Annotated in this window: 22 protein-coding genes and 1 pseudogene; 14 read left to right on the top strand and 9 right to left on the bottom strand. The window is 58.1% G+C overall.

Annotated features, from left to right (window positions below):
• The first annotated feature begins 13 nt into the window (after positions 1-13).
• Positions 14-292, top strand: a complete 279-nt coding sequence (locus ACZ48V_RS07325) for a DEAD/DEAH box helicase family protein (RefSeq protein ID WP_464543019.1) — start codon at positions 14-16, stop codon at positions 290-292.
• Here ACZ48V_RS07325 and ACZ48V_RS07330 read toward each other — a convergent pair.
• On the bottom strand, positions 268-1,398 hold the full coding sequence (locus tag ACZ48V_RS07330) for a transposase (RefSeq protein WP_464543021.1): 1,131 nt from the start codon (positions 1,396-1,398) through the stop codon (positions 268-270). The two genes, ACZ48V_RS07325 and ACZ48V_RS07330, sit on opposite strands and share 25 nt — an antisense overlap.
• A 38-nt stretch (positions 1,399-1,436) precedes the next feature.
• Here ACZ48V_RS07330 and ACZ48V_RS07335 point away from each other — a divergent pair, with 38 nt between their 5' ends.
• From ACZ48V_RS07335 to ACZ48V_RS07355, 5 genes are all read left to right on the top strand, one after another.
• The gene (locus ACZ48V_RS07335; RefSeq protein ID WP_464543023.1) at positions 1,437-2,384 is read left to right on the top strand and encodes a 3'-5' exonuclease; all 948 of its coding nucleotides are present in this window, start codon (positions 1,437-1,439) and stop codon (positions 2,382-2,384) included.
• A gap of 86 nt (positions 2,385-2,470) precedes the next feature.
• Positions 2,471-3,628 carry a hypothetical protein gene (locus ACZ48V_RS07340; protein ID WP_464543025.1) on the top strand — a complete coding sequence of 386 codons (1,158 nt, stop codon included), beginning with the start codon at positions 2,471-2,473 and terminating at the stop codon, positions 3,626-3,628.
• A gap of 118 nt (positions 3,629-3,746) precedes the next feature.
• Entirely contained in the window at positions 3,747-4,319 is a 573-nt protein-coding gene (locus ACZ48V_RS07345) for a hypothetical protein (RefSeq protein WP_464543027.1), read from the top strand.
• 59 nt (positions 4,320-4,378) lie between these two features.
• Positions 4,379-5,251: a hypothetical protein gene (locus ACZ48V_RS07350; RefSeq protein ID WP_464543029.1), complete on the top strand. Its 873-nt coding sequence runs from the start codon at positions 4,379-4,381 to the stop codon at positions 5,249-5,251.
• A 116-nt stretch (positions 5,252-5,367) separates the two neighbouring features.
• A complete protein-coding gene (locus ACZ48V_RS07355) occupies positions 5,368-5,733 on the top strand; it encodes a hypothetical protein (protein ID WP_464543159.1) in 366 nt (121 codons plus the stop codon).
• On the opposite strand, the pseudogene ACZ48V_RS07360 reads toward ACZ48V_RS07355, so the two are convergent.
• The 4 genes and pseudogenes from ACZ48V_RS07360 to ACZ48V_RS07375 form a co-directional block, all read right to left on the bottom strand.
• Positions 5,694-5,954: pseudogene (locus ACZ48V_RS07360) on the bottom strand (type I restriction-modification system subunit M N-terminal domain-containing protein); the annotation flags it as partial. The gene ACZ48V_RS07355 and the pseudogene ACZ48V_RS07360 overlap by 40 nt on opposite strands.
• 251 nt (positions 5,955-6,205) lie before the next feature.
• Positions 6,206-7,816, bottom strand: a complete 1,611-nt coding sequence (locus ACZ48V_RS07365; protein WP_464543031.1) for a flavin-containing monooxygenase — start codon at positions 7,814-7,816, stop codon at positions 6,206-6,208.
• A gap of 199 nt (positions 7,817-8,015) precedes the next feature.
• The gene (tnpA, locus tag ACZ48V_RS07370) at positions 8,016-8,435 is read right to left on the bottom strand and encodes an IS200/IS605 family transposase (protein ID WP_464543033.1); all 420 of its coding nucleotides are present in this window, start codon (positions 8,433-8,435) and stop codon (positions 8,016-8,018) included.
• 358 nt (positions 8,436-8,793) lie between these two features.
• The gene (locus tag ACZ48V_RS07375) at positions 8,794-9,885 is read right to left on the bottom strand and encodes an alkene reductase (protein ID WP_464543035.1); all 1,092 of its coding nucleotides are present in this window, start codon (positions 9,883-9,885) and stop codon (positions 8,794-8,796) included.
• Between the two features lie 294 nt (positions 9,886-10,179).
• On the opposite strand from ACZ48V_RS07375, the gene ACZ48V_RS07380 reads away from it, so the two are divergent.
• The 3 genes from ACZ48V_RS07380 to ACZ48V_RS07390 all read left to right on the top strand — a co-directional run bounded on the left by ACZ48V_RS07380 (position 10,180) and on the right by ACZ48V_RS07390 (position 12,737).
• The gene (locus ACZ48V_RS07380; RefSeq protein WP_464543037.1) at positions 10,180-11,157 is read left to right on the top strand and encodes a YpdA family putative bacillithiol disulfide reductase; all 978 of its coding nucleotides are present in this window, start codon (positions 10,180-10,182) and stop codon (positions 11,155-11,157) included.
• Between the two features lie 33 nt (positions 11,158-11,190).
• Positions 11,191-11,400, top strand: coding sequence for a hypothetical protein (locus tag ACZ48V_RS07385; RefSeq protein WP_464543039.1), 210 nt, complete (start codon positions 11,191-11,193; stop codon positions 11,398-11,400).
• A 308-nt stretch (positions 11,401-11,708) separates the two neighbouring features.
• On the top strand, positions 11,709-12,737 hold the full coding sequence (locus ACZ48V_RS07390; RefSeq protein WP_464543041.1) for a 6-bladed beta-propeller: 1,029 nt from the start codon (positions 11,709-11,711) through the stop codon (positions 12,735-12,737).
• Positions 12,738-12,755: 18 nt separating this feature from the next.
• Here the strand turns inward: ACZ48V_RS07390 and ACZ48V_RS07395 are convergent, their stop codons facing one another.
• Positions 12,756-13,451 (bottom strand): hypothetical protein, encoded by a 696-nt coding sequence (locus ACZ48V_RS07395; RefSeq protein ID WP_464543042.1) that lies wholly within the window; start codon positions 13,449-13,451, stop codon positions 12,756-12,758.
• 230 nt (positions 13,452-13,681) lie between these two features.
• Between ACZ48V_RS07395 and ACZ48V_RS07400 the strand changes: the two genes are divergently transcribed.
• The 5 genes from ACZ48V_RS07400 to ACZ48V_RS07420 all read left to right on the top strand — a co-directional run bounded on the left by ACZ48V_RS07400 (position 13,682) and on the right by ACZ48V_RS07420 (position 19,468).
• On the top strand, positions 13,682-16,396 hold the full coding sequence (locus ACZ48V_RS07400) for a TonB-dependent receptor (RefSeq protein WP_464543044.1): 2,715 nt from the start codon (positions 13,682-13,684) through the stop codon (positions 16,394-16,396).
• On the top strand, positions 16,393-16,926 hold the full coding sequence (locus tag ACZ48V_RS07405; protein WP_464538271.1) for a transposase: 534 nt from the start codon (positions 16,393-16,395) through the stop codon (positions 16,924-16,926). The genes ACZ48V_RS07400 and ACZ48V_RS07405 overlap by 4 nt, the downstream gene beginning before the upstream one ends.
• Complete coding sequence (locus tag ACZ48V_RS07410) at positions 16,886-17,395, top strand: transposase (protein WP_464538270.1); 510 nt, start codon at positions 16,886-16,888, stop codon at positions 17,393-17,395. Before ACZ48V_RS07405 ends, ACZ48V_RS07410 begins: the two co-directional genes overlap by 41 nt.
• A gap of 137 nt (positions 17,396-17,532) precedes the next feature.
• On the top strand, positions 17,533-17,679 hold the full coding sequence (locus ACZ48V_RS07415) for a hypothetical protein (protein ID WP_464543046.1): 147 nt from the start codon (positions 17,533-17,535) through the stop codon (positions 17,677-17,679).
• Between the two features lie 157 nt (positions 17,680-17,836).
• Positions 17,837-19,468: a hypothetical protein gene (locus ACZ48V_RS07420; RefSeq protein ID WP_464543048.1), complete on the top strand. Its 1,632-nt coding sequence runs from the start codon at positions 17,837-17,839 to the stop codon at positions 19,466-19,468.
• A 176-nt stretch (positions 19,469-19,644) separates the two neighbouring features.
• On the opposite strand, the gene ACZ48V_RS07425 is transcribed toward ACZ48V_RS07420, so the two are convergent.
• The 3 genes from ACZ48V_RS07425 to ACZ48V_RS07435 all read right to left on the bottom strand — a co-directional run bounded on the left by ACZ48V_RS07425 (position 19,645) and on the right by ACZ48V_RS07435 (position 22,185).
• Positions 19,645-19,884, bottom strand: coding sequence for an ABC transporter permease (locus tag ACZ48V_RS07425; RefSeq protein ID WP_464543050.1), 240 nt, complete (start codon positions 19,882-19,884; stop codon positions 19,645-19,647).
• A gap of 33 nt (positions 19,885-19,917) precedes the next feature.
• Complete coding sequence (locus ACZ48V_RS07430) at positions 19,918-20,517, bottom strand: thioredoxin family protein (RefSeq protein ID WP_464543051.1); 600 nt, start codon at positions 20,515-20,517, stop codon at positions 19,918-19,920.
• Between the two features lie 99 nt (positions 20,518-20,616).
• The gene (locus ACZ48V_RS07435; protein WP_464543052.1) at positions 20,617-22,185 is read right to left on the bottom strand and encodes a glycoside hydrolase family 3 N-terminal domain-containing protein; all 1,569 of its coding nucleotides are present in this window, start codon (positions 22,183-22,185) and stop codon (positions 20,617-20,619) included.
• Positions 22,186-22,219 lie beyond the last annotated feature (34 nt).

The raw sequence follows: 22,219 nt of genomic DNA on the forward strand, positions 1-22,219 counted from the left end.
ACCCGTTCGCATTATGTCTTGGATGGTCCCCCGTAATAAGTATGACGCTGATCAGAATCAATTTTTAAATAATGCCACCGGGGGTGGCAACTACTGGGTTAGCGGATTTGCCGGATCGGGCAAGTCGGTTCTGATCGTCGCAACGTTGATTCAAGCGAAGAATGACAACCCCAATCTGACCGCTTGCGTCGTTCTTTACACGCATAGTCTTATCGATCTTGTGCAGACAGGCATCCCCGACGAGATCGGTCATATTCCTGTTAGGAGTTACGCACTTGAGGGTAGGATGTAAGTTGGATCCGTCAAATAGGCCCGGATGGCCTCCCGAATGATGGCCGTTTTTGACTCGTAGAAGCTGATCGCTGTCTCCACGCGGTGTAGTTCCAGCCGCAAAAAAGCGCGGATCGACATCTGAATGTGATTGTGCTGCGCCTGGATGCTCTGGCATTGCGAGCGCTCGGCCCCACAATATTGCTTGAGCCTGCGGTGATAGGTCTCTACGCCCCAGGCGCGGCGTGCAAGCTGCTTGCGCTTCGCTTCGGGCATCTCCAAGTCGTTGGTCGCCCAGTATTGCAGTTTTTGCGTGCCCCCATCTTCCGCGTTGGCATCTTCCGCGTTGGCATCTTCCGCGTTGGCATCTTCCGCGTCTTCGTCTGTGGAGACGGTCCGGAAGACCTTGACAAAGCCGAATCCCTTCAAGTGCACCGTCCGTCCCGCTTCGGGAATGGTAATCTCCTGAATCTGTCGGTTGAAGGTGTCGTCGGGATTGACTTTCCGGTTTTTCTTCAGCCGCGTGAGAAATGTCCATCCCAGATCTCGAACCGTTTTTAGGTTGTCCAACCCACTGTACCAGCTGTCGAACAGGACGTGTTTGGGCTCAAACCCTCGTTCAGCGGCGGTGGCGGCCATCTCACGAAAGTGCTCGTTCTTCGTCTTCCCGTCTTTCTCGTAGAGACGAAAGTCACAAGGCACGTGGGGCTCCTGCTTTTCTTCCTCCAACTGCCCTTCTTCCAACTGCTCCTCTTCCAACTGCTCAGGCAACGACGGATTCGAGGAGCCCCGCCACAGAAGCGTCAGTAAATTGATGCCTTTGACCACATCCTTGTGCTTGCCGCTCCAGTGCCAGGTAACATGCTCAATCTTGTTGGCGTAGGGCTTATCCAACGTCGTATCGTCGAAGATCAACAGTCCCTCGTCTTTTTCCACGACCGGCTCCGCTTCCTGCCACAACGCCTCCGTATCTGGAGGCCGTCTCTGCAACAGGCGGGTGAAGGCGTCGTGCGCCGGAGCATTCTTCCCTTTGGGATACGAGCGGGACGCTTCGGTGCAGGTAAACTCCTTCTGCGCGGCAATCAGAAAGTGGATGTAGTCGAGGTCGTCGACTTTGGGAGGATTCATCGGGAGACCTTAAATCGGCATTGTAAAGCGTGGATAACTTGAAACTACAAAAATTATTAGGCAACTGCGTAAGTCCTATTCCTGTAAAGACCTATTATCAGTTCAGGAAAGATCACAGCGACTATGATCTGATCCTCGTTGATGAAGTGCAGGACCTGCCCGAGCGCGATCTTCGCCAGATACGCTCGCAGTGCGATCAACTCATCGTTGCTGGTGACGACGATCAGTCAATCTACGATGATCGCGTATCCTCAGATGACATCGCAGAGATCACCCAGTCAGAGCGATTTCCTCTCACACGACTTCACCGTTTACCGCCCAACATCGTCGAATTGGCAAAGAAGATCTTCCCCGAGAAGAACCTTGATGAAGCCAAGCAGACCAAAATGGCTTCTGTTCAGCCGCGCATCGGGCAAGCAGATACCGATAGCGAAGAGATTAAGTACGTGTGGGAAAAGGCCCGACAGTTCGGTAAACCAGGGGATCCCTCAGCCATTCTGATTCCAAGTCACGACGAAATCGTATCATTCACCAATAGTGTTCTACAGCACGAGGGCATGTCCACATGGGGCGTTCAACGGAATCAGTATGGGAAAAATGACTATCGTCTGATGAACCAGCACCTGCAGCGTGAAGGAATCAAACTCCGCTATCTTGGGAACGGGTACGGCAGGCTGCGTGAGGCCGAGAGCGACGGGCGCGTCTTTATCATGACGTATCACAGCGTGAAAGGGCTTGACTTCGAGGCTGTATTTATTCCTCGCCTCAGTGAGTACATGACAATCTGGAGGAACGATACCGAACGGGCGCGTACGCTTTTTTATGTCGCGCTTACCCGCTCACGCCGGGACTTGTATCTGACTTACACCGGACGCCCCCACCGGCTAATTCAGCAACTTCCTGAGAACGCTGTGCATGAGGTATCCATCCCTGAAGACGACGCTCCAGATGACGACGACGATCCATTTAGCGATATCGCGTTCTGAAAAGTATGCCCGTGTTGTCGGCTTGCCTGGTTGAAACAGAAAACCGATTTGGTCGCGCTCTTTTTTATTTATCTGTCTCTCTTTGAATGCCAAAACATTATCTGCTTCCCGTTACGCATACCGACTTCCTCGACTGGTATAACCGGCGCCACAAGGCCTATTCAGGGTTGACCCTCATTCCTGCTGGTATTGAAGAGGACGAAGTGTACCTAATGGACGGATGGGAGTCTGTATTGCAAGACGCTCTTCCTGATTATGAGGAAGACTTTCAAGTTTTGATTGCTCTTGTGGAAGTTGATAGCAGGAAAAGACATCAATTTAAGTCAATAGAAAGCGATAGAGTGGAGGTCGCAGCTTTTCAATCACTCGACATTTGTGCGATCCAGCGATTGTACCCAATTACAGAGCGCGGCGCCCGTATGCTCAATGTTCGGTTGCCCGCAGGCGTAAAACTTGCCCCTCCTATATTTGAGGATGTGATCAAGGCAAAAGAGACCGAACGTCTCCGCGAACAGCAAAAAGCGGGAGGCAATGTTCTGCTTGAAATGTTTGGTCTGGAAATGCATGAAGGCGAGATCGCACCGCTTCAGGAGGAGATCCTCGGCGCCGTCCATGTCAAGATCACGCGACAGAGCGATTCCCCTCCATCTACGCTCCTCGAGTCGGTAATTCGATATGACCGGCAAGATCAGCCATCATTTCCTTCCACGCCGATTGGAACGCTTTTCGACTACCTGGAAGTCTTGAGGAAGCACCTGCGCAAGTGGTATACGGAATCAGGCGCAGATCAAGCCATCGGAGAACAGATTCGCGATACCCTTGAGAAAGCGGGAGCCGAGCTTCGGGATATGGGTCGTCATGCCACCCCTTACGAAGCAGTCAACAACGACGTACTGAGAGGAGCTCTTCAGGAGCTGGAAGAGATTGCAGATCTCGACTTCGATCGCTGTCCACCCGAGGCGGCGATTCTCTATCTCGATGTGCGAGACCAATTGCGCGAAGATGACTCGCTGAAAGAGACAACCCTTAAACACTGGACAGAGACCCTAAAAGCAAAGGATAACCACCGGCGTGCAGCCATTGGACTTTGGATGGTAGGTGCCTTTTTCGGGTTCTCTACATTCGCTGATGCCTATTACGAGGACCGAGGTGCTCCCTTCTTGCAAGAGATCGACTTGAATACAGAGGAAACGCCTCAACTACCGGAGACCGACTCGGAGGCAGAGACCAGTCCGGCAGGGTAAAGCAAAGCGAGTGGTCCTAACTAACCTTGGTGCATGCACAAGCTTACCTGCAGTGCTTCTATGAAAGAAACCTGTCTTGCATTGTGTAAACGTACTCCAGTCTACACTCCTCCTCGACATGGCTGATCAGATCCTCTTTATCGGACTCGCTGTTGGTCTCACCTTGATGATGACCCGCGCCAGCATTAGGCTGATGATCTCACTGCGCCAGAAGCAGCTTGAGAGCTCCATGCTGAACGCTACACGTCATTTTATGGGGACCGTCTTGTTCCTCGGCCTAATGGTGGTTTTCTCGATTTCAGGATGCGATACATCCATAGGACCAGCAGAAGGCGGATCTACAGACCCTGCTGAATACGAGTCTACTCGTGCGTCATGGACCATCGATTCTTACGTGGCGCACTTCCCTCAAGGCGTCTCCAAAGAACAGATACATGACTTCTATGCACTTACGAGGTCTTTTCTCGACCATGTGGGCCTTCTCCTTTTGACCCTTGATGTCGCGCCTGATGAAGCAGCCGCGGCCTACCAACAGGCCGATCAGCGGGCGGCCTACGTGGTTACCTGGACCGACTCGGCGTCAGCCCAGGGCGATCGCCTCACTTACGGTATTGCGTTTCATAAAAGCCACGCTCGCATCGTTTACTGGAGCGATTGGTGGCAGAAGCCGGGTCGTGATGAACCCTGGTAGCAGTAATGCGTCCTTTTCTACATGTCATACTTTTCTGCACGTTATAGCCCAACCGACTCATGCCACGACACGATCTGACATGCTTTGTGCGGAATCGCTTTGCTACGGCTCTACTTGCTCTCAGCTTGGCGGCCTTCAGCTTGGCCGCGCTCAGCCTGGCAACGACTGCCACCTCAGCCGCTGGACTCACGTTGAACCCGTTGCAGGCGCTGAGCGCTACCCTTGCAACAGCACTTCCCCAAACGGGCCTTTCCGAAGCGGACCTTTCCGAAGCGTCTCCTACAAAATGGGAAGAAGCCGCTGTAGACGATTGCCCGATGACTCCGCCTTTTACCGAGGCTCCGGTACCCCGCGATCGGTATGTTGGTCATACCGGGGAGCAGGCCTATGCGACCTGGGATCGTCCACCGGAGGATGCCTGGGCCTACGGCGCGGCCCGTGCAACCTCCGTGGCCGTAGCTGCGGAGGGCCCAAGCGGAAGCGGACGCTACTGGAATGTTACCGTGCGTCTGCGCCCCTCCAACGCACCGGCCGCCGGCGCCCCCTCTGATACCACGACCAGCGGGGGCCTCCGCTTTATGACTAGCACCCGGGGCTGGCGCTTCCTTCCGAAAGGCGGGGTCGACCTTCTCGCGCCGCTGCTGTGGGTAGACGACGTCACCGAGGATGGCAACGACGAAGTGGTCGCCTGGGGCAGCTTCACAGCACGTATGGACAGGCCGTTCCGCCCGCCCAGCGGACTCATCGCGTGGGTCTACGACGTCACCTCCGATGACCGGCTCGTGCTAAACCGGCCGGCCACGCAGGCCATGGCTGGGACCCTGGCTGCCGCCTACCGTGCAGATGGAGAAGAGACACTCGGGCTTCGCGATCGGGAGGCGGTAGCCGCGAGACTGGACACGCTGGCCGGCGGCCACTGCACTGGTTGGTAATGACCCGGGCAACAATGACCCGGGCGGCGTGCTCCCCATGCTCCAGCACGTTCTTACCCCGCACGTTCGTTTATACATCTCTACCTCGTTTGCCCGTACCTACGCACCTCCGCTCTATGAAGCAATTGCTCCGTTACGCGCTGGGCCTGACTCTTCTCCTCGTCGCCCCCATCTATATCTGGTGGACGACCCTTATCTGGTGGACGACCCTCACGCTCACCTACACACCGGGCGAGGAGTTGCATCCCGTCAACGAATGGGTCGTTGCGTCCGCCCACGGCGCACTGGCGCCGGTTGGCCGGCTCTTTGGATACACCGAAGCCGCTCGGGCCGTGAAGGGCCTGTATGAAGACGGGCCGCCCGTCCGGCCGACATCGATGAGCGAGGCGGAGATTGCGGCCTGGCTCAACGAAAGCGATCTGATTCGCCAGATGAAGCAGGCCCACCGCGCGCCCGGCGGCACAAAGAGCGTGGAGCCGTAGGTGGACGGGTTCTCGGCAAACTTGCGCGCCTTTTCAGGCGGAGCGCCATCGTCGATCCACGACCGGTAGATGCGCTCGTACTCCGCCTCAAACACATCGGACGCGCGGCGCAGGAAGAGCATCCCAAAGATGTACTCCTTGAACTCGGAGGCATCCATCTTACCGCGCAAAATATCAGCCGATGCGTACAGATGGCGCTCCAGTTGAGGGAGGGTAAGGATTTCAGTCAAGGCAGGCGGCTGGGTTCATGAAGCGAAAAGCGAGCAGGGATAGGGACCTGTATCATAGAGACCTATAGCATAGGGATCAGCACAGGGGATGTGCAAGAGCCGGCTGCGTTTTTACGGGCTGTTACAAGGCGGTACAGATGGAATTGGCTTGAACTGCACGTCTTCAACTGGTTACCGCGCTACTCAGAGAACGCACTTAACTTTCGCCTGAGGAAAGCCACGCGGCGCTCCCATCGCATCGGCTATTTCACGGCGGCTGGTGTGTCGCTTGTCGTAGACGAGCGTACTGTGGCATACTCCGACGGATCAAAATCGGTGACGCGGCGGCGGAAGGCGGCGACGGAGCGGGGCCACAGCACGGCGTTGCGGCCGGAGGCGTCGAGGTACCAGCTGCGGCACCCGCCGTCGGTCCAGACGGTGCCCTCCGACCAGCGGTCGACCTGGCGCACGAAGCGGGCCTGCGCGGCAGCGCGGGGCTCCACGGCGGCGGTTCCTGTCGCATTCATGTACCGCACTGCTCCGAGGATGTGCTCGATCTGCGCCTCGATCATCGGCAGAATGGAGTTGTGGCCAAGCCCGGTGTTCGGGCCGCGCAGCAGGAACAGGTTCGGATACCCCGCCACGGTCGTACCCAGGTGCGCCCGCGGCGAGCCGCCCCAGGTCTCCGCCAGCACCTGCCCCTCCCGGCCGTAGATGCTACGGCTGAACGGCATCGTCGTCGACTGAAACCCGGTGCAGTAGACGATCACGTCGGCGTCGTGCGGCCCCACCGGTCCAGACACACCTCTGGGATGCACCTCGCGCGCGGCGCCGTCGACAACGGTGACGTTCGGTTCGGACAGGGCAGCGAGGTAGGTGTCGGAGTGCAGGATGCGCTTGCAGCCGAGCCGGTAGCCGGGGATCAGCGCTTCGCGCAGGTCGGAATCCGGGACCTGGCTCCGCATCCAGTACCGCACGAACGGCTCGGCCAGGCGGGCAACGCGCTGGTCCCAGAAGAGCCAGCCGGAGGCTTCGCGGAGGAGGTGTAACGCGGCGCGCCAAATCCGCATCAGTACCGGCACGCGACGAAACAGGTCGTGGACCGCCGCGGAAATCTCTCGGTCGCCGTGCGGGACGACCCACGCCGGCGTGCGCTGAAAGAGCGTCAGGTGTTCAACGTGGGGCTGCAGCGCCGGTACGAGCTGCACGGCCGAAGCGCCCGTTCCAACGACAGCGACGCGGCGCCCGGACGGGTCGAAGCCCTCAGGCCAGTTGGATGAGTGAAACGCCTCGCCTTCGAAGCGCTCTTGTCCCGGCAGGTTGGGAATGCGGGGCTGCGAATGGGCGCCAAGGCCGCAAATGAGCGTCCGTGCCGTGTAGGCGCCCTGCGACGTCTCGATGCGCCAGCGCAGCGCGTCTTCGTCCCACGCCGCGCTGCGCACCGCATGCCCAAACCGGATGTGCGGGCGCACGCCGAACTGCGTCGCGCACGTTTTCAGGTAATCGAAGATCTCGTCGCGCCCGGCGAAGCGCCGGCTCCAGTCGGCCTTCGGCGCAAAGGAAAACGAGTAGAGGTGCGAAGCGGTGTCGCAGGCACAGCCCGGATAGTGGTTCTCTCGCCAGACGCCGCCGACCTCGTCCGCGCGCTCAAACACGACAAGATCGGTCATGCCTTCCTGCATGAGCCGAATGGCCGCGCCGAGCCCGGCAAAGCCCGTTCCAACGATTGCGACATCGACCTCGGGTGCTCTGTCGTCATGGCGCGTAGTGGATTCAGGCGGGTTCGTGGATGGCATCTGCATAAGCAGCATTTGTACGGAAATAAACTGCGTGTAGATGTTAATGCATGGGGCGGGCGTACGATCTGTCTCCACTCAAAATCAAACTGCGGGCTGCACGATCGTCTCGTATAATTCGTCCGTAGAGACGTCCCGCCGGGACGGTACCTATTTAGCGTGGTACAATGACCGCCCGGGATATCCGCTTCGCTCCTGATCCCGGGCTACAGAACGGCGCAATGTGAGCAAAATCCATAGCCGGGGACCGCTTGCGTCCCTGGCAGCTCCGCTAACATCACGGCTCCGATATTGCTTCGCAGCGGCCCCACAAGCGATTGGTAGCATGGCGCTCTTTCTGGCAGGCTACGTAACCCAGGAGGGGATCCATGTGGCGTGGGGAAACCGTAAACGCGCCGTATCCCGACTGCCATCGGAAGGCATCCTGTCCTATTTCCTGACGTACGCGGTAGCAACTTCCACTCTTTGCTGCCAGCATGAACTGAGTTATTGATAGTGTGGGAGGGAGACCAACGATCAGATGGACATGGTCTGCAATGCCACCAATGCCGACCAGACGTCCGCTTACTGACTTGGTCTTCGCCCGCAGCGCCGCATACAACAAGGGTTCTACACGAGTTGTAATGAGCGGGAAACGCTGATATGTAGCTGTTACGATATGATAGTATAATCGCGTGTAGGGCATAAGAAGTGGCATCTCATGAATAGGGTTGTTGAAGCAAGACACGATGAGATGCACTTCGTAACGCCCTGTTGTAACGCCTTGCGCTGCAAGTGCGCCCGGGATATCCGCTTCGCTCCTGATCCCGGGCTACAGAACGGCGCAATGTGAGCAAAATCCATAGCCGGGGACCGCTTGCGTCCCCGGCGATCTATGGTATGTCGCTAAACACGTACGCGGGACGTCTCGTATGGAGTCCCGGGGTCGATTTCCCAGCGCACGTCACCGCCACACGCGCCCACACAAGAAAACGCCCCGACCCTGCATGGATCGAGGCGTGTGCTCTGGTGTGTGCTCTTGTTCAGGTTGTGCCGTTGAGGTCAACCAGGGCGCATTACGCCGCGGCTTCCTGCTCCTCGGCTTCCTCCAGCGTCGGGTAGTCGATGTAGCCTTCGGCATCGCCGCCGTAGAAGGTGCTCTCGTCCCATTCGTTGAGGGGCGCGTTCCGGGCGAAGCGCTCGGGCAGATCCGGATTCGACAGAAAGAGGCGGGCATACGCGATCAGGTCGGCGCGGTCGGCTTGCAGGGCTTCTTCGCCAGAATCGCGCTCGTAGCCGCCGCAGACGATGTGGGTACCGTCGTAGGCCTGGCGCATGAGCGACGAGGCGGTCTCGCCAGTGGCGAACTCGTTCTCGACGGTGTGCAGGTACGTCAGGTCGTACTCGCTCAGCACTTCGCCCGCGCGGCCAAAGGTCTGCACCGGATCATCGTCGTGCATGTCGTTGAAGGAGCCCCCGGGCGAAAGGCGCACGCCCACGCGGTCAGCATCCCACACCTGCAAGACCGCCTCTACCACCTCGCGCAAGAAACGCAGGCGGTCGTCGAGCGCGCCGCCGTAGCGGTCGGTGCGCCTGTTGGTGCCGCTCTGAATGAACTGGTCGATCAGGTAGCCATTGGCGGCGTGGATCTCCACCCCGTCGAAGCCCGCTTCCTTGGCCGAGGCGGCGCCGTGCCGAAACTGCTCCACGACCTCACGCACCTCATCCGTCGAAAGCGCGTGCGGCGTCGGAAACGGCTCCATCTCGAACGATGCGGTCATCGCCTCGCCATCGGCGGCAATGGCCGAGGGGGCTACCGGCTTGGCGCCGTCGTGGTACGACCCGTGCGAGATGCGGCCTACATGCCACAGCTGACTGAAGATACGCCCGTCGGACTCGTGCACCGCGTCGGTGATGCGCCGCCAGGCTGCAATCTGTTCCTCGCTGTGGATGCCCGGCGTGTTCGGGTAGCCCTGCCCTCGCGGCGTGACCTGCGTGGCTTCGGTGATGATGAGCCCTGCCGAGGCGCGCTGCGTGTAGTAGGTCGCCATCATATCGGTGGGCACTGTGCCCGAATCACCGGCGGCGCGGTTGCGCGTCATGGGCGCCATGATCACGCGGTTCGGCAGCGTAAGCGGCCCGAGGTCGTAGGTCGAGAGCAGTTTCATGGGCGATGGGTGTTGGTCAAGAAGATCAGTGTGCGAATCATGGCAACCTACCCCGCATGGCCTGAGAAGTGCCCTGTTCGTATCGCTGTTTCAACAATCTTACAGCGCCCCGCATCCCCCTGAAACCAGAACGAAGATTGCGTTCCGTGTGTTGACACATATTTTTAAGGGATGCGCACGGATGTGCCAGGCTCGCAACGCCTCAGGTGGCCTTGAAACTGCATGCTCACCCTGCGCCTTCAATCTTGTAGGTGCACGTAGTACTCCCTCGCAAACCAACCAGCCCACCTCGTTATGCACGACGTCATCATCATTGGAGCGGGTCCGGTCGGACTCGCGTGCGGCATTGAGGCCCAGCGCCGCGGTCTTTCGGCGCGGATCATCGACAAGGGGGCGCTCTGCAACTCGTTTATCGGCTACCCCACGCGCATGGAGTTCTTCTCGACGCCGCGTCCGCTTGAGATTGGCGGCTACCCGTTCTCGACGCGCGACTACAAGCCCCGCCGCGAGGATGCGCTGGACTATTACCGCCGCGTGGCAGTAGCTGAGGAGCTGGACATTCGCCTCTACGAGCGGGTGACCGGACTGGAAGGAACGCCACAGGACTACACGGTGGTTACCGAGAAAGGGACGCACCGGACCCGCAACGTGGTGGTGGCCACCGGATTTTACGACATCCCGAACCGGCTGGGCGTGCCGGGTGAGGAGCTGAGCAAGGTGAGTCACTACTTCAAGGAGCCGTACCCGTATGCGCTCCAAGACGTAGCGATTGTGGGGGGCGGCAACTCCGCTGCCAAGGCCGCGCTGGCCTGCCACCGCACCGACGCGAACGTGACGATGATCATCCGCGACGACGCCATTGACGACGGCGTGAAGTACTGGATTAAGCCCGATCTGGAGAATCGCATCAAGGAAGGCTCGATCACGGCGTACTTTGAGAGTGAGGTGACGGCCATCACCGACGACGCGGTCGAGATGGACACGCCCGAGGGGCCGGTGACCATCGCCAACGACTTTGTGCTGCCGTTGATTGGCTACAAGCCGAACTATGCGCTGCTGGAGACGATGGGCGTGGCAATCCGCAACGACGAAGCCCGCACGCCGGTGCACGACGAGGCAGGCGAAACCTTCGAGACGAATCGCGAGGGGCTCTACCTGGCGGGCACCATCTGCGGCGGCTGCGACACGAGCCGCTGGTTTATTGAGAACGGCCGCTTCCATGCCGAAAAGGTAATGGACCACATTGCTGACCGGGATGTGGTGGCGGCGTAGAGGAGACTTTTTCACCTAATGGAGATGCGAGCGATGCCGAAAGCATTCGGTACAGGGGGCGTAGTTCAATGCTACGTGGTGGAGGAAGACGAACCAGTAGCCGGAGACTGGAAACGCCCCTGGCGCGGACGTCTCCGAAAGAGGCGAAGCGAAGACGAGGAAGAGATCACATCCACGATTGTTTACCAAGACAACTCCAAAGTCCCTGAAGAGGACGCGAAGCAGACGCGTGGGCGCTTTTAGGGCCAGTTGCACATCTGTTACATGGTAATCTTTTTTTTTGCCTAAAAATGGGCATACTGTAAATACAATCTCTTGTGTATCGAAGCATCACTCATATCGATAGAGCTTGCCTCATAGAGAGGTCGTAGTCATTCTTGCACTTCTGCATAGAGCAAGGCTACAGTGATTTAGTATATCCTCTCATTTCGTAATAATGCAAATTTGGAAACACCCCTGTCACGAGATTTATCGTTGCTTTTTATATTGCAGTTTCTTTGTTCCCCTGGCCCGTTTTTTTGCCGTCAGTCTAACCAATTTAATAGCACATAATGAAAAAATGCATACAACTGGTCTTGATATTAGTAGTCTTCACGATTGCACCGGGATGTGAAAGCTCAGAGGACGAGAGAAGAGAGGCAAAGAATATAGAAAATATAGAAGCTGTAAGTGTATTCCAAAAAGACATAAGTAGCGAAGTGGCTGAGGTCGGTGCGCTCACTGTTAACGGAGACGGCACGATATACCTGACGGCTCCCAACCTCTATAAGCTAATGGCCTTTAGCAGCGAAGGGGAACTGGTCAACATGGTAGGCACACAGGGCCAGGGACCCGGTGAGTTTGAATATGGCCCTCGATTTGTTGAGCATCATGACAATAAGCTGTACGTGGGAGAAGCAACACGTACACGTACTATGTCGGTATTTGATGAAGACCTGTCATTTCTTAAGACAATAGACATCCCCCAAAACATTGGTAGTCTCAACTTTTCTTTTGCAAACGGCAAAACCATTTTTCCTGTCATGGAGATGGAAGTAGACAGGGAGCAAGGAGAAACGTATGTATCAACCAGACTGCGTGTGCTTGACGAAGATACACAAGAGTTCACTCCGTTCCTTGAGCTAAAAGACCAAGAAGAATTAGGTAGTCTATGGAGAAACATTGGTGTGCTACGTAGCCACGGGGATGTTGCCGTGTTTGCCTACTCATTTCGCAACGTGATTGAAGTTATAAATACGTCGTCCAGCTCCGAGTCGCACATTACCGTCGAACTTCCAATTGAAGAAGAGCCAGAAATCGAGGTGGAAACGGCAGGATCTCGGGAGTCAGAAATACCGTCGGGCAGCGTCATCGGTGGCCTGGCTGTTGACAACGGGCACGTTTTTGTGAAAGGTGGATCCGTGACCGACGAACTGAAACAGATGGTGTTCGTGCTGAATCCAAGCGGCGATCTTGTTGGCACGATCGACTTGGGAGCGCCAGGATCCGCTTTCTACGTTCGTGATGGGTATATTTACTACGTGACTGAGGATGCCGTGCTCACCAAGCTGGGCTATGATACAGAGGCACTCGACGGATAGCGCGTCCAACTTTCCCTTCTACCAGTGCACACCCAGACTCAATCCCGGCTGCACAGTGCCGCGTTCGGGGCCGGCGATGCCGACTGCCAGTGTGGGCGCCAGCACCAGGTGGGTAGATGACGAGCCGCTGGTCGTCATGAGTCCCGGAGCCGCTTCAATCCACAACTGGTCGTGGGTGCTGCCGCGATGCAGCCATCGTGTTTCTGCAGAAAGATGGACCCGCTTTAGCCAATCTGCCCCGCCGGATGTCCAGGTGTGTACAGGCGAGCGCAGACCGACCACTGCCTCCGGAAAGATTTTTTCGCTGCGGGGTTGCGGGGAAACGGGCGCTACCTGCTGCGACCGAATGCCTAATGCCGTATAAGGATAAAGGGCTATACCAGTACCTGAATCGTAGCGGATCGTGCGCCCGGCCCGCAGGCTCAGCGCTGATGCCGGACCGCCTGTGCCCGCAATTCTTGCATCCGATAAAAGCGCGTTGAAGGCGGGGGCAAATAGGGCGTAGAGTGCCGCGCCGACCGCGCATCCCGCCAGATTATCGGCACATTCGTGGTCGCTGTCATTGGAGGGATGCGGGATGTTTGTGGTATCGGCCACGACGCGTGGGGCGGGCCCAAGAGAATCATCTGCAAAAGCAGGGGGGACGGTGCTTAGCAGTAGGGCACCAAACACGACGGCGGCCACGAGACAGCATTTTAGGGAATGGGCAGGCATGATTCGGAAACGCAAAGAGCAAGCAGTGTGCTACCAGTTGGGCCCATGAAGCCGCATAGCGCATCGGGATCGTCACACGGAGCGCGTGGCAGGACGATCATAACAGAAGCACTATAATGGGGTAATCTTGAGGTAAAAACTCACGGGTAGGTTGTGCGGTGCATTACAGCGAGTCAAAGAAAGGGCTCAATGATGTGCTCACTATCTGCATGACCAGGCTCCCGCACACTGTGCGCTACCTCGCCACAACGCTCGCGCTTCTATTTCTCTGCGGCATCGGATCGATCACGCAAGCCCAAACCGGTACGATTGCCGGTCTGGTGGTGGATTCGGAGCAGGGCGATCCGCTCATCGGTGCTACGGTAGCTATTGTAGGGACCACGCAGGGCGCGGCCACCGATCTGGAAGGGCGCTATCGCCTCACCAATCTGGAGCCGGGTGAGTACGACGTGCGCTTCTCGTACACCGGATACCAGGCCAAGACGGTTGAAGGGGTTACGGTGGAGGCTGGAGAGACCACGCGACTGGAGATGGACCTCACCTCCGAAACCCGTGAACTCAGCGAGGTAATTGTCTCAGCACAGGCCGCTCGTGACTCGGAAGCCGGACTGCTGCGCCAGCGGCAGCGGGCCACCGGAGTCAGCGATGCCATTAGTGCGGAGGCCATTGGCCGCTCCGGCGCAGGCAACGCCGCCGATGCCATGAGCAAGGTGACGGGCGCGTCGGTGCTCGAAGGCAAGTACGTAACCATGCGGGGGCTGCAAGGGCGCTACGTAAACGCGCAGCTCAACGGCACCGACCTGCCAAGCTCTGATCCAGATGGAAACAGTGTGGCTTTTGATCTCTTCCCTGCCAATCTGATCGACAATATCGTCGCTACAAAGACCTTCACACCGGATCGCCCCGGAAACTTCACGGGCGGCTCCATCGACATATCAACGCGGGCCCTTCCCGAGAGCTTTTTCTTCAACGCCTCGGTATCGTCCTCTTTTGACACCGAGGTAGGGATTGGGGGACGTGTGATACGGCCGGTAGGTGGGCTCAGTGCCATACCGGTAGAAGCAAACAGCGGACTGCCCGATAACATCGCGCAGGTATTCAATGACGACAGCCGTGCGCAGCAACTCGAAGCAGCCACACAGGCATTTTCAACCCCGATTGCACCAACGGAAGAGACAATTACCGTTAGCCGAAGTGCGGAGCTCGCTGTAGGCAATCAGTTCAGCGTACTTGGAGGGCGAGCGCTGGGGATCATCGCGTCGCTGTCTTACGACCAGTCGTTCTCAGGCTTCTCCAATGGCACCACCACGCGTTTCAACCAGGTGGGGCTATCTTCGGAGACACTCGTTCCATCAGCAGATTTTTTAACCGAGAAAGGACGTGAAGAGACCCTTCTGGGAGGACTGGTCGGCGTCTCTTTTCAGATCACCCCTCGCCACGAGATTGGAGCGCGAGTCATGTACACGGAGAGCCTGGAAGAGGAGGCGCAGTTGAGCACGGGCGCGCTGCCGCGTGACCTGAGCGGCGATCAGGTCTTCCAGACGCGGGCGCTGCGAACGGTTGATCGGTCGGTTCTTTCCGGAGAGCTGAAAGGGACTCATCAACTGGAGGAGGGTAGTGGTGGGCTGCGTGTGCAGTGGGCATCATCGTTTTCGGAGACGAGCCGCGATGAGCCAGATTACCGGCTCTTTGCGAACCAGTTTTCAACACGAGGTGCCGGTGCCGACACGACGTACGGCATCTCTCGGTCGATCTACCAGGCGCCTACACGTTACTTTCGTGATCTCTCAGAACAAGATATTTCAGGACGTCTGTCGGCCGAGCGAACGGTCGGCACGGTCTTGCTGAAGGCCGGTGGAAGTCTGCGTCAGCGCTCGCGCACCTTTCGGGAGCGCCGATTCGAACACCTCGACGATCAGACGACCTATGAGGGCGACCCAAATCGCTATATTAACGAGCAGGCTGGCCGCACGGGTACAGACTCGCGGGGGCGCAACCGCTTTGGGACGTATATCCTTGACCGTACCCAGCCCTCCAGCAACTACAACGGTGAACAAGACATCTGGGCAGGCTTTGCAATGGCCGAAGTCCCTGTGCCGGGCGTCCCCTCGCTGGAGTTTGTTGGGGGCGCACGTGTAGAGCATACCGATATGTCTGTTGAAACCGTGGATGGCAGCAGCGCAGGCCGCTTCCAAGAGACCGATATACTGCCTTCCGCAAATGTAAACTGGTCGGCGCAACGCGATATGAATCTGCGTGTCGCATATGGGCGCACGCTGGCGCGACCCTCCTTCCGCGAGTTCGCTCCGTTCACGTCTTTCAACTTTATCGCTGACTACATCGAGATTGGCAATCCACAGCTTACGCGGACCTTAGTAGATAACTTTGACCTTCGTTGGGAGTGGTTTGTGCGCCGTGGCGAGCTGCTTTCAGCAGGTATTTTTCACAAGTCGTTTCAAAACCCAATCGAGCGCACCATCGACACCCGGGCTGCAGGATCCGACGTGGTAATCAACTACGTGAACAAGGAGAGTGCAGAGGTCTACGGTGCTGAGTTTGAATTCCGCAAACGACTTGACCAGCTCTCTCGCCTCTTGCGCCACGTGCAGGTGGGGGTCAACGTTACACTGATTCAGTCGGAGGTAAGCCGAAGTGAAGACGAACTGGAGGCTATACGAGCGTTTGACGACAATCCGAGTACGACACGTGCGCTGCAGGGGCAGTCGCCTTACATCGTGAACGTGAATGCCGGATACGAAAGTCCCGACAGTGGCACGGGTATTAACATCTTGGCTCATGTTAGCTCGCGGCTGAACAATTTTGGCTTAGATTTTTGCAAGGCTATAGCCAACGTGTTTTCATCGATGTGTTTTCATCGATGTGTTTTCATCGATGTGTTTCCATCGATGTGTTTCCAAGAACAAGCGCTTTGCCCGCTGCAATGATTGGCTTCCCGATTGATGAGCTTCTGAGCGAGGACGAGTGTTATCAGTATCTGAAGCGGTCGCTTCACCCGGAGGGCCTGTCCTGTCCGAACGGACATGCCCTGCCTGACGACCAGGCTCCCCACGATCGCCGTCGGGCCCCGGTGTTGGACTACCGGTGCCGAGAATGTGGGTCGGTGTTCAACATTTTCACCGGTACGGTCTGGTCAAAGACCCAGTACGACTGCGCTACCATTGTGATGCTTCTTCGAGGATTTGCAAAGGGCATTCCGACCAAATGGTTGACCGATGAGATGGATTTGGCCTACCCGTCCGTGCTGAAGCGACGTCACCGGATTCAAGAGGCGGTTCAGAACGGAGAACGCGTCGGGCTTCCTGAAAGACGTCCTCAAGGGCTTCCTGAAAATCGTCCAGAAGGGCCAGAAGAGGATTCAGAAGAGGGGGCTGAACCCTCGGATCAGGAAGTTGAAGTCGATGAGATGTATCAACATGCGGGGGAAAAAAGGAGATCCGCATCGCGATCCCAATGATCCCCCGCGACAGCGAGCGAACAAGCAGCGCGGACGAGGAACGTATGCCAATGACTGCGTACCGATTGTCGGGCTGGTCGGTCGTGAGACTGGATCGGCCCGCTTCCAAGTCTGCCCCGACACAACAACCGCAACGCTCCAGGAGGTCGTTACTGAAGAAACTGGTGAAGAGGCGCTCATTTACACCGATGAAAATCGTTCGTACCTATGGCTTGAAGATGAGGAGGAACCGCGAGAACGGATGGCGATCAACCACTCCACCGGTTGGGCGGCCGACCGGGATGGAGATGGAATTCGGGAGGTGCACGTGAATACGATCGAAGGCATCTGGACCGGCTTACGGAACCGACTGCGGCTGTTTCGAGGCGTACACAAAGACTACCTATCCGGGTATGTCGCGATGTTTGAGTTAGCCTTCAACCACGACCATGTGAGTCCTGATATCCTACAGCGGATGTGTGGACTGTAAGCTTCATCACAGACTTAACATGAGCCAACATCTTTTACAACCGTTTCGGCGACCGGCTCGACATTGTTACGCGGAACGGGCTTGACATATTTGAGCAGGCTCGTAGCACGATCGATGTAACTGCTTCGCAGCAGCTTATGAGTAACGTTACGCTCAAGGCCTCGGTCAAGAATCTCTTGAACGCCGACTATATGACCGCGCAGGCATTCCAGAACGAATCCTTCATCAACGATCGCAATCCATTGGGGCGCACTGTCTCTGTAGGGTTTTCCTACGAACTGTAGAGGCCCCTTACAACACGTGCAGTAACGCATTGCACGTTTTAGTCGAAGGGACGCACCCGACAGGTGCGTCCCTTCGGTAGTTCAAGACAGCATGTTACCAAAATAAAATCATGCTGCCCTTTTTACGCTCATACAACGCATAGCGACTGCTACATTTATGACCGTTCTACCTGCAAATGAGCAGCCCGCCCCGACAGGGTGGAGCGCTGCTGCGCTAAAAGCACTGACCATCTTTTTCATGCTGCCCGCCCTCGTGCTCGTTGGCTGCGACGACGACAACGGAGGTGTCGTAACACCACCGCCCGGAAATGGAGGGGGTGGCGAAGACTTTACGGTAGCTACCTACGACACAACGGGTACCGAGATCGTCGTGTCAGACGACGAAGACGATCTCGGCATTGGCTACATTGACGAGGATGGAAACGAGGTCAACGAGGTTATGTGGACCAGCGACTTCGTATACAAGCTGGATAATTTTGTCTTCGTGTTGGAAGGCCAAACGCTCAACATAGAACCAGGCACGGTTATTAAAGGGCTGCCGGGATCTGGGGAGAACGCAGCCGCACTTATCGTTACACGGGGGGCTCAGATCTTTGCCGATGGTAACCCGGGTAGTGATAACCCGGATGATGCCAACCCCATCATCTTTACTGCTGATGCCGATCCGGTCGAACCGGGCATGGATCCGAGCGAAGATATTGGTCTGGGGCCCGACACGCGAGGCCTGTGGGGCGGAGTCATTATGCTTGGGCGTGCTGGACTCAATTCGCAGCCGGGCGAAACCAATATCGAAGGTGTGCCTGGCAGCGAACGCACGCTCTACGGTGGAGACGACGACAACGACAACAGCGGCATCTTCCGGTTTGTCTCCATTCGCCACACGGGCAGCCAACTGGCCAATGGCGACGAAATTCAGGGACTCACGCTTGGAGGCGTGGGCAATGGAACCACGCTTGAATACGTCGAATCCTATGCCAGTGATGACGACGGATTTGAGTGGTTTGGCGGTACAGTCAACAGCCGGTATCTCATTGCTGTCTGGGCGTCGGATGACTTGTTTGACACGGATGAAGGCTACCGGGGCAACAACCAGTTCTGGCTCGCCGTGCAGCCCGCAGACGAAACGGGGCGCATCGCTGAGCAAGACGGTGGCACCGACCCGGAAGACGGGCGTCCGTTGGCCGATGCACGCATCGCCAATGCGACCTACATCGGCATCGGTCCCGAATTTGCAGATGCGAATGTCGCGGGCGACGGCGGTGATCCGTTCATCATCCACCGCGATAACAACGCCAATTCCTACTTCAATTCCATCTTTATGGACTCGCGACTCGGTGCCGGCATCCAGATTGAAGATCTGGGAGCCGGCAATGAAGACAGCCGGCAGCAGTGGGAAGATGGTGAGCTCCGATACGAGAACAACCTCTGGTGGAACATCGGACCGGACTACGATCCGGAGGCAACGGTATTTGAGGATATCATCCAGTTGACAGACGAACAGAGCGGGCAGGACTTCCGGGGCCTCTTTGCCGATTACCTTCGGGAGAATAACAATCAACTGCTCACCGCATCGCCGATCACGAGTATCGCACGGGATGGAAGCGGCACCACCTCTTTCAATCCGTTAGCTGCAGGTGTGGCCTTGGAGGCTCCTCCAGAAGCGCCAACCAAGTTCGACACGGATGGAGTGAATGGCACCTACGTGCCCGTTGACTTCTACGGTGCGTTCGGAAGCGAAAATTGGGCCCGCGGATGGACTCTCGTGAGCCGGACGGGCGAACTGGAGTAGGTCAGCAGCAACCCGGTACCGAAAGCGTGTGCACGGTACATGTGTGCTGATTCGGGAGAACCACGTAACACCACAAAAGCTGCTGTGCTCTGTCTATGAGCACAGCGGCTTTGTTTTGACCGTGCGACACGCTGTCTTCCAGTACACTCAATTCTTCAGCCCTACACCTGCCGGTCCTACACCTGCCGGTCCGATTCGTCATCGGTATGCCACAGGTAGAAGACCACGCCCAGGTAGCCGAAAAACGCAGCAGCGGTAACGCTGATGCCAGCCCGTGTAATCTGCGCCGGGTTGCCAAGGGCAGCCTCCATAAGCGTCATGATGAGCAGAAAGAAGGAGGCCATTAGAGCGGCCCCCAGCGTAGCCAAGGGCCAGGTGGAGAAGCCGCGTCCGTCAAACATAGGGACGTAGGGCAAAGGGAGGAGAGCAGCGAGCGGGCCGGCCGGGTGTTAGGCGGCAGAGGCCGGTTCGCGTCCGGGCTTCCACTTGATGCTGCATCCAATGGAGGGATGCTGCTCCTCTTTGGAGAGCACGGTGCCTTCAAGCGCTGCATCAAGCGCCGCGTGCAGGTCCCCCCCGTGGGCCGTACCCTGGTTGGGACGCGTCTCGTCGTAGCGTCCGCGATAAACAAGCGTGCGTTCGTCGTCGAACACGTAGAAGTCGGGCGTGCAGGCGGCATTGTACGCCTGCGCCACGGTCTGGTCTTCGTCTTGCAGGTAGGGGAACGGATATCCTTTCTCGCGGGCGCGCTCCGTCATCCGCTCAAAGCCGTCATCCGGATAGCGCTCGGCGTCGTTGGCACAGATCGCCACAAACTGAATGCCCTTTTCGCTGTAGGTCTCGGCCGTTTCGATGAGTGAGGGTTCGACGTGGTGCACGTATGGGCAGTGGTTGCAGATGAACATCACAACCAGCACAGGAGCGTCGCTGTAGTCGCTGAGCGACCGGCGAACGCCGTGCAGGTCGTCGACTCCGGGATTGGCAATTGGTAGGTCAAAGTCGGGCGCTTTCGTGCCCAGTGCGCGCATGTTCGATTCGACGGCAGCCATAGTATCAAAGGAAGCTGGTGAGGAGAAGCATGGACATCACTGCACCAAACAGGCTGGATCCGACCAGAGTTCGTTAGTGGGGGCTGCGTTGGGGATTCGTTACGGCCCGGAGCGGCCAGCAGCCCCGAACAGACGCTCGATCAGTGCGCGCTGCGACGCGGGGCTGTCGCTGTAGGTGGCGGCACAGGCCCACGCATCCGAAAACGCATCGAGCACGTGCGGACTGCCCGTGGCCACGATCAGGGCCTGCGGATGCGCACGCAGCGCATCTACGACGGGGCGATGTGCATCGGCAAGGCGGAAGTCCTGCCAGGCCGCCGGCTCAACGGCCAGAAGCGCCACCACCTGGCCGGCCTGGTGGATGCGGTTCGCCGCCTCCACACAACGCACCAGCGCGGCATCGGCAGGGCAGGCGATGTAGTCCACGGCTGCACCGTACTCGACCAGCGCGTCGCGCAGCGCCTGGTCATCGTCGGTCTGAGACGGACGCGCCGAGCAGCGGACTACCAGTGTGTCTGTGTCAGGGCCAGGTGGGTGCGGCAGAGACGTGCTTCGAGCTGGAGACAGATCAATTGCTTCGGCTGCAATCGCATGCGCTGCGCGCGTGTGCAGCTTTTGCCCCACGATATCGTGGAGGTCAGGGTCGGGCGCGAGTCCAGAAGGGCGGATCTGCTTGATCCAGGAAGCGAGTTGCTCAACGCGCGTGGCGGCTTCGTTAAGGCGATATTCATTGAGCGTGCCGTTGGCCACGGCGCGGGCAATGCCGTCAATAACCGCTTCGGCATCAGGCGGGTCGAGTAGCATGTCTACGCCCGCATCCACCAGTGCAGCAGCCTGTGCGCCCGCATCCCCCTCTGAGGCATCAATGCCATCCATGAGCAGGCTATCGGAGACAACGAGTCCGTCGAAGCCCCACGACGTACGAAAGAGGTCGCACAGAATGGGTGGGGAGGCGGTGGCCGGGCGGGCCTCCGCGTCGAGCGCCGGATAGACGACGTGAGCGGTCATGAGAGCTGTGGTGCCGGCACGAATGGCTGCGCGAAAGGGAAGTGCATCGGTAGCAGCCAGCGTATCGGCATCGGCGGATACGCGAGGCTGATCGACGTGCGAGTCGGTCGTGGTACGTCCGTGTCCAGGCGCGTGCTTGGCGGTAGTGGCGAGTCCATGCGCCTGCGCGGTACGTACAAACGCATCTACGTGGCGAGACACCGAATGGGGGGTATCGCCGAAGGCGCGGTTGGCAATGATCGGGTTGCGGGGTTCGTTGCGCAGATCGGCCACCGGTGCAAAGGCCCAGTGGATGCCACACGCTCGCGCCTCCAGAGCGGTAATGCGCGCCAGCATCTCAACGGCGCGGCGGCCGGCGTGTCCGCAAGCCAGCGCATGCGGAAAGCGTGTGGCTCCGTCGACCTGCTGCCCCACGCCGCGCTCGATATCAGACCCAACAAGAAGCGGCGCCGAGGCGCTGTCTTGAAGGGCAGCGAGCGTATCGGCGCACTGCGGCCAGGCGGCATTGAAGAGCAGCACGCCACCTATCGGGTAGCGTGCAGCGAGCGCTGCGATCCGGTCGTAGTCGTCGGTTGCCGTGCGGGTGGGTGAGAGATACGATCCCATGCGCACCATAACCAGACGCGCAGCACGATTGCGAAGCGAAGCAAGGTCAGCCATGCAGAGTCGGTTCAGCAGCGGAGAGAGGGAGCCC

Source organism: Longimonas haloalkaliphila (assembly GCF_055379825.1).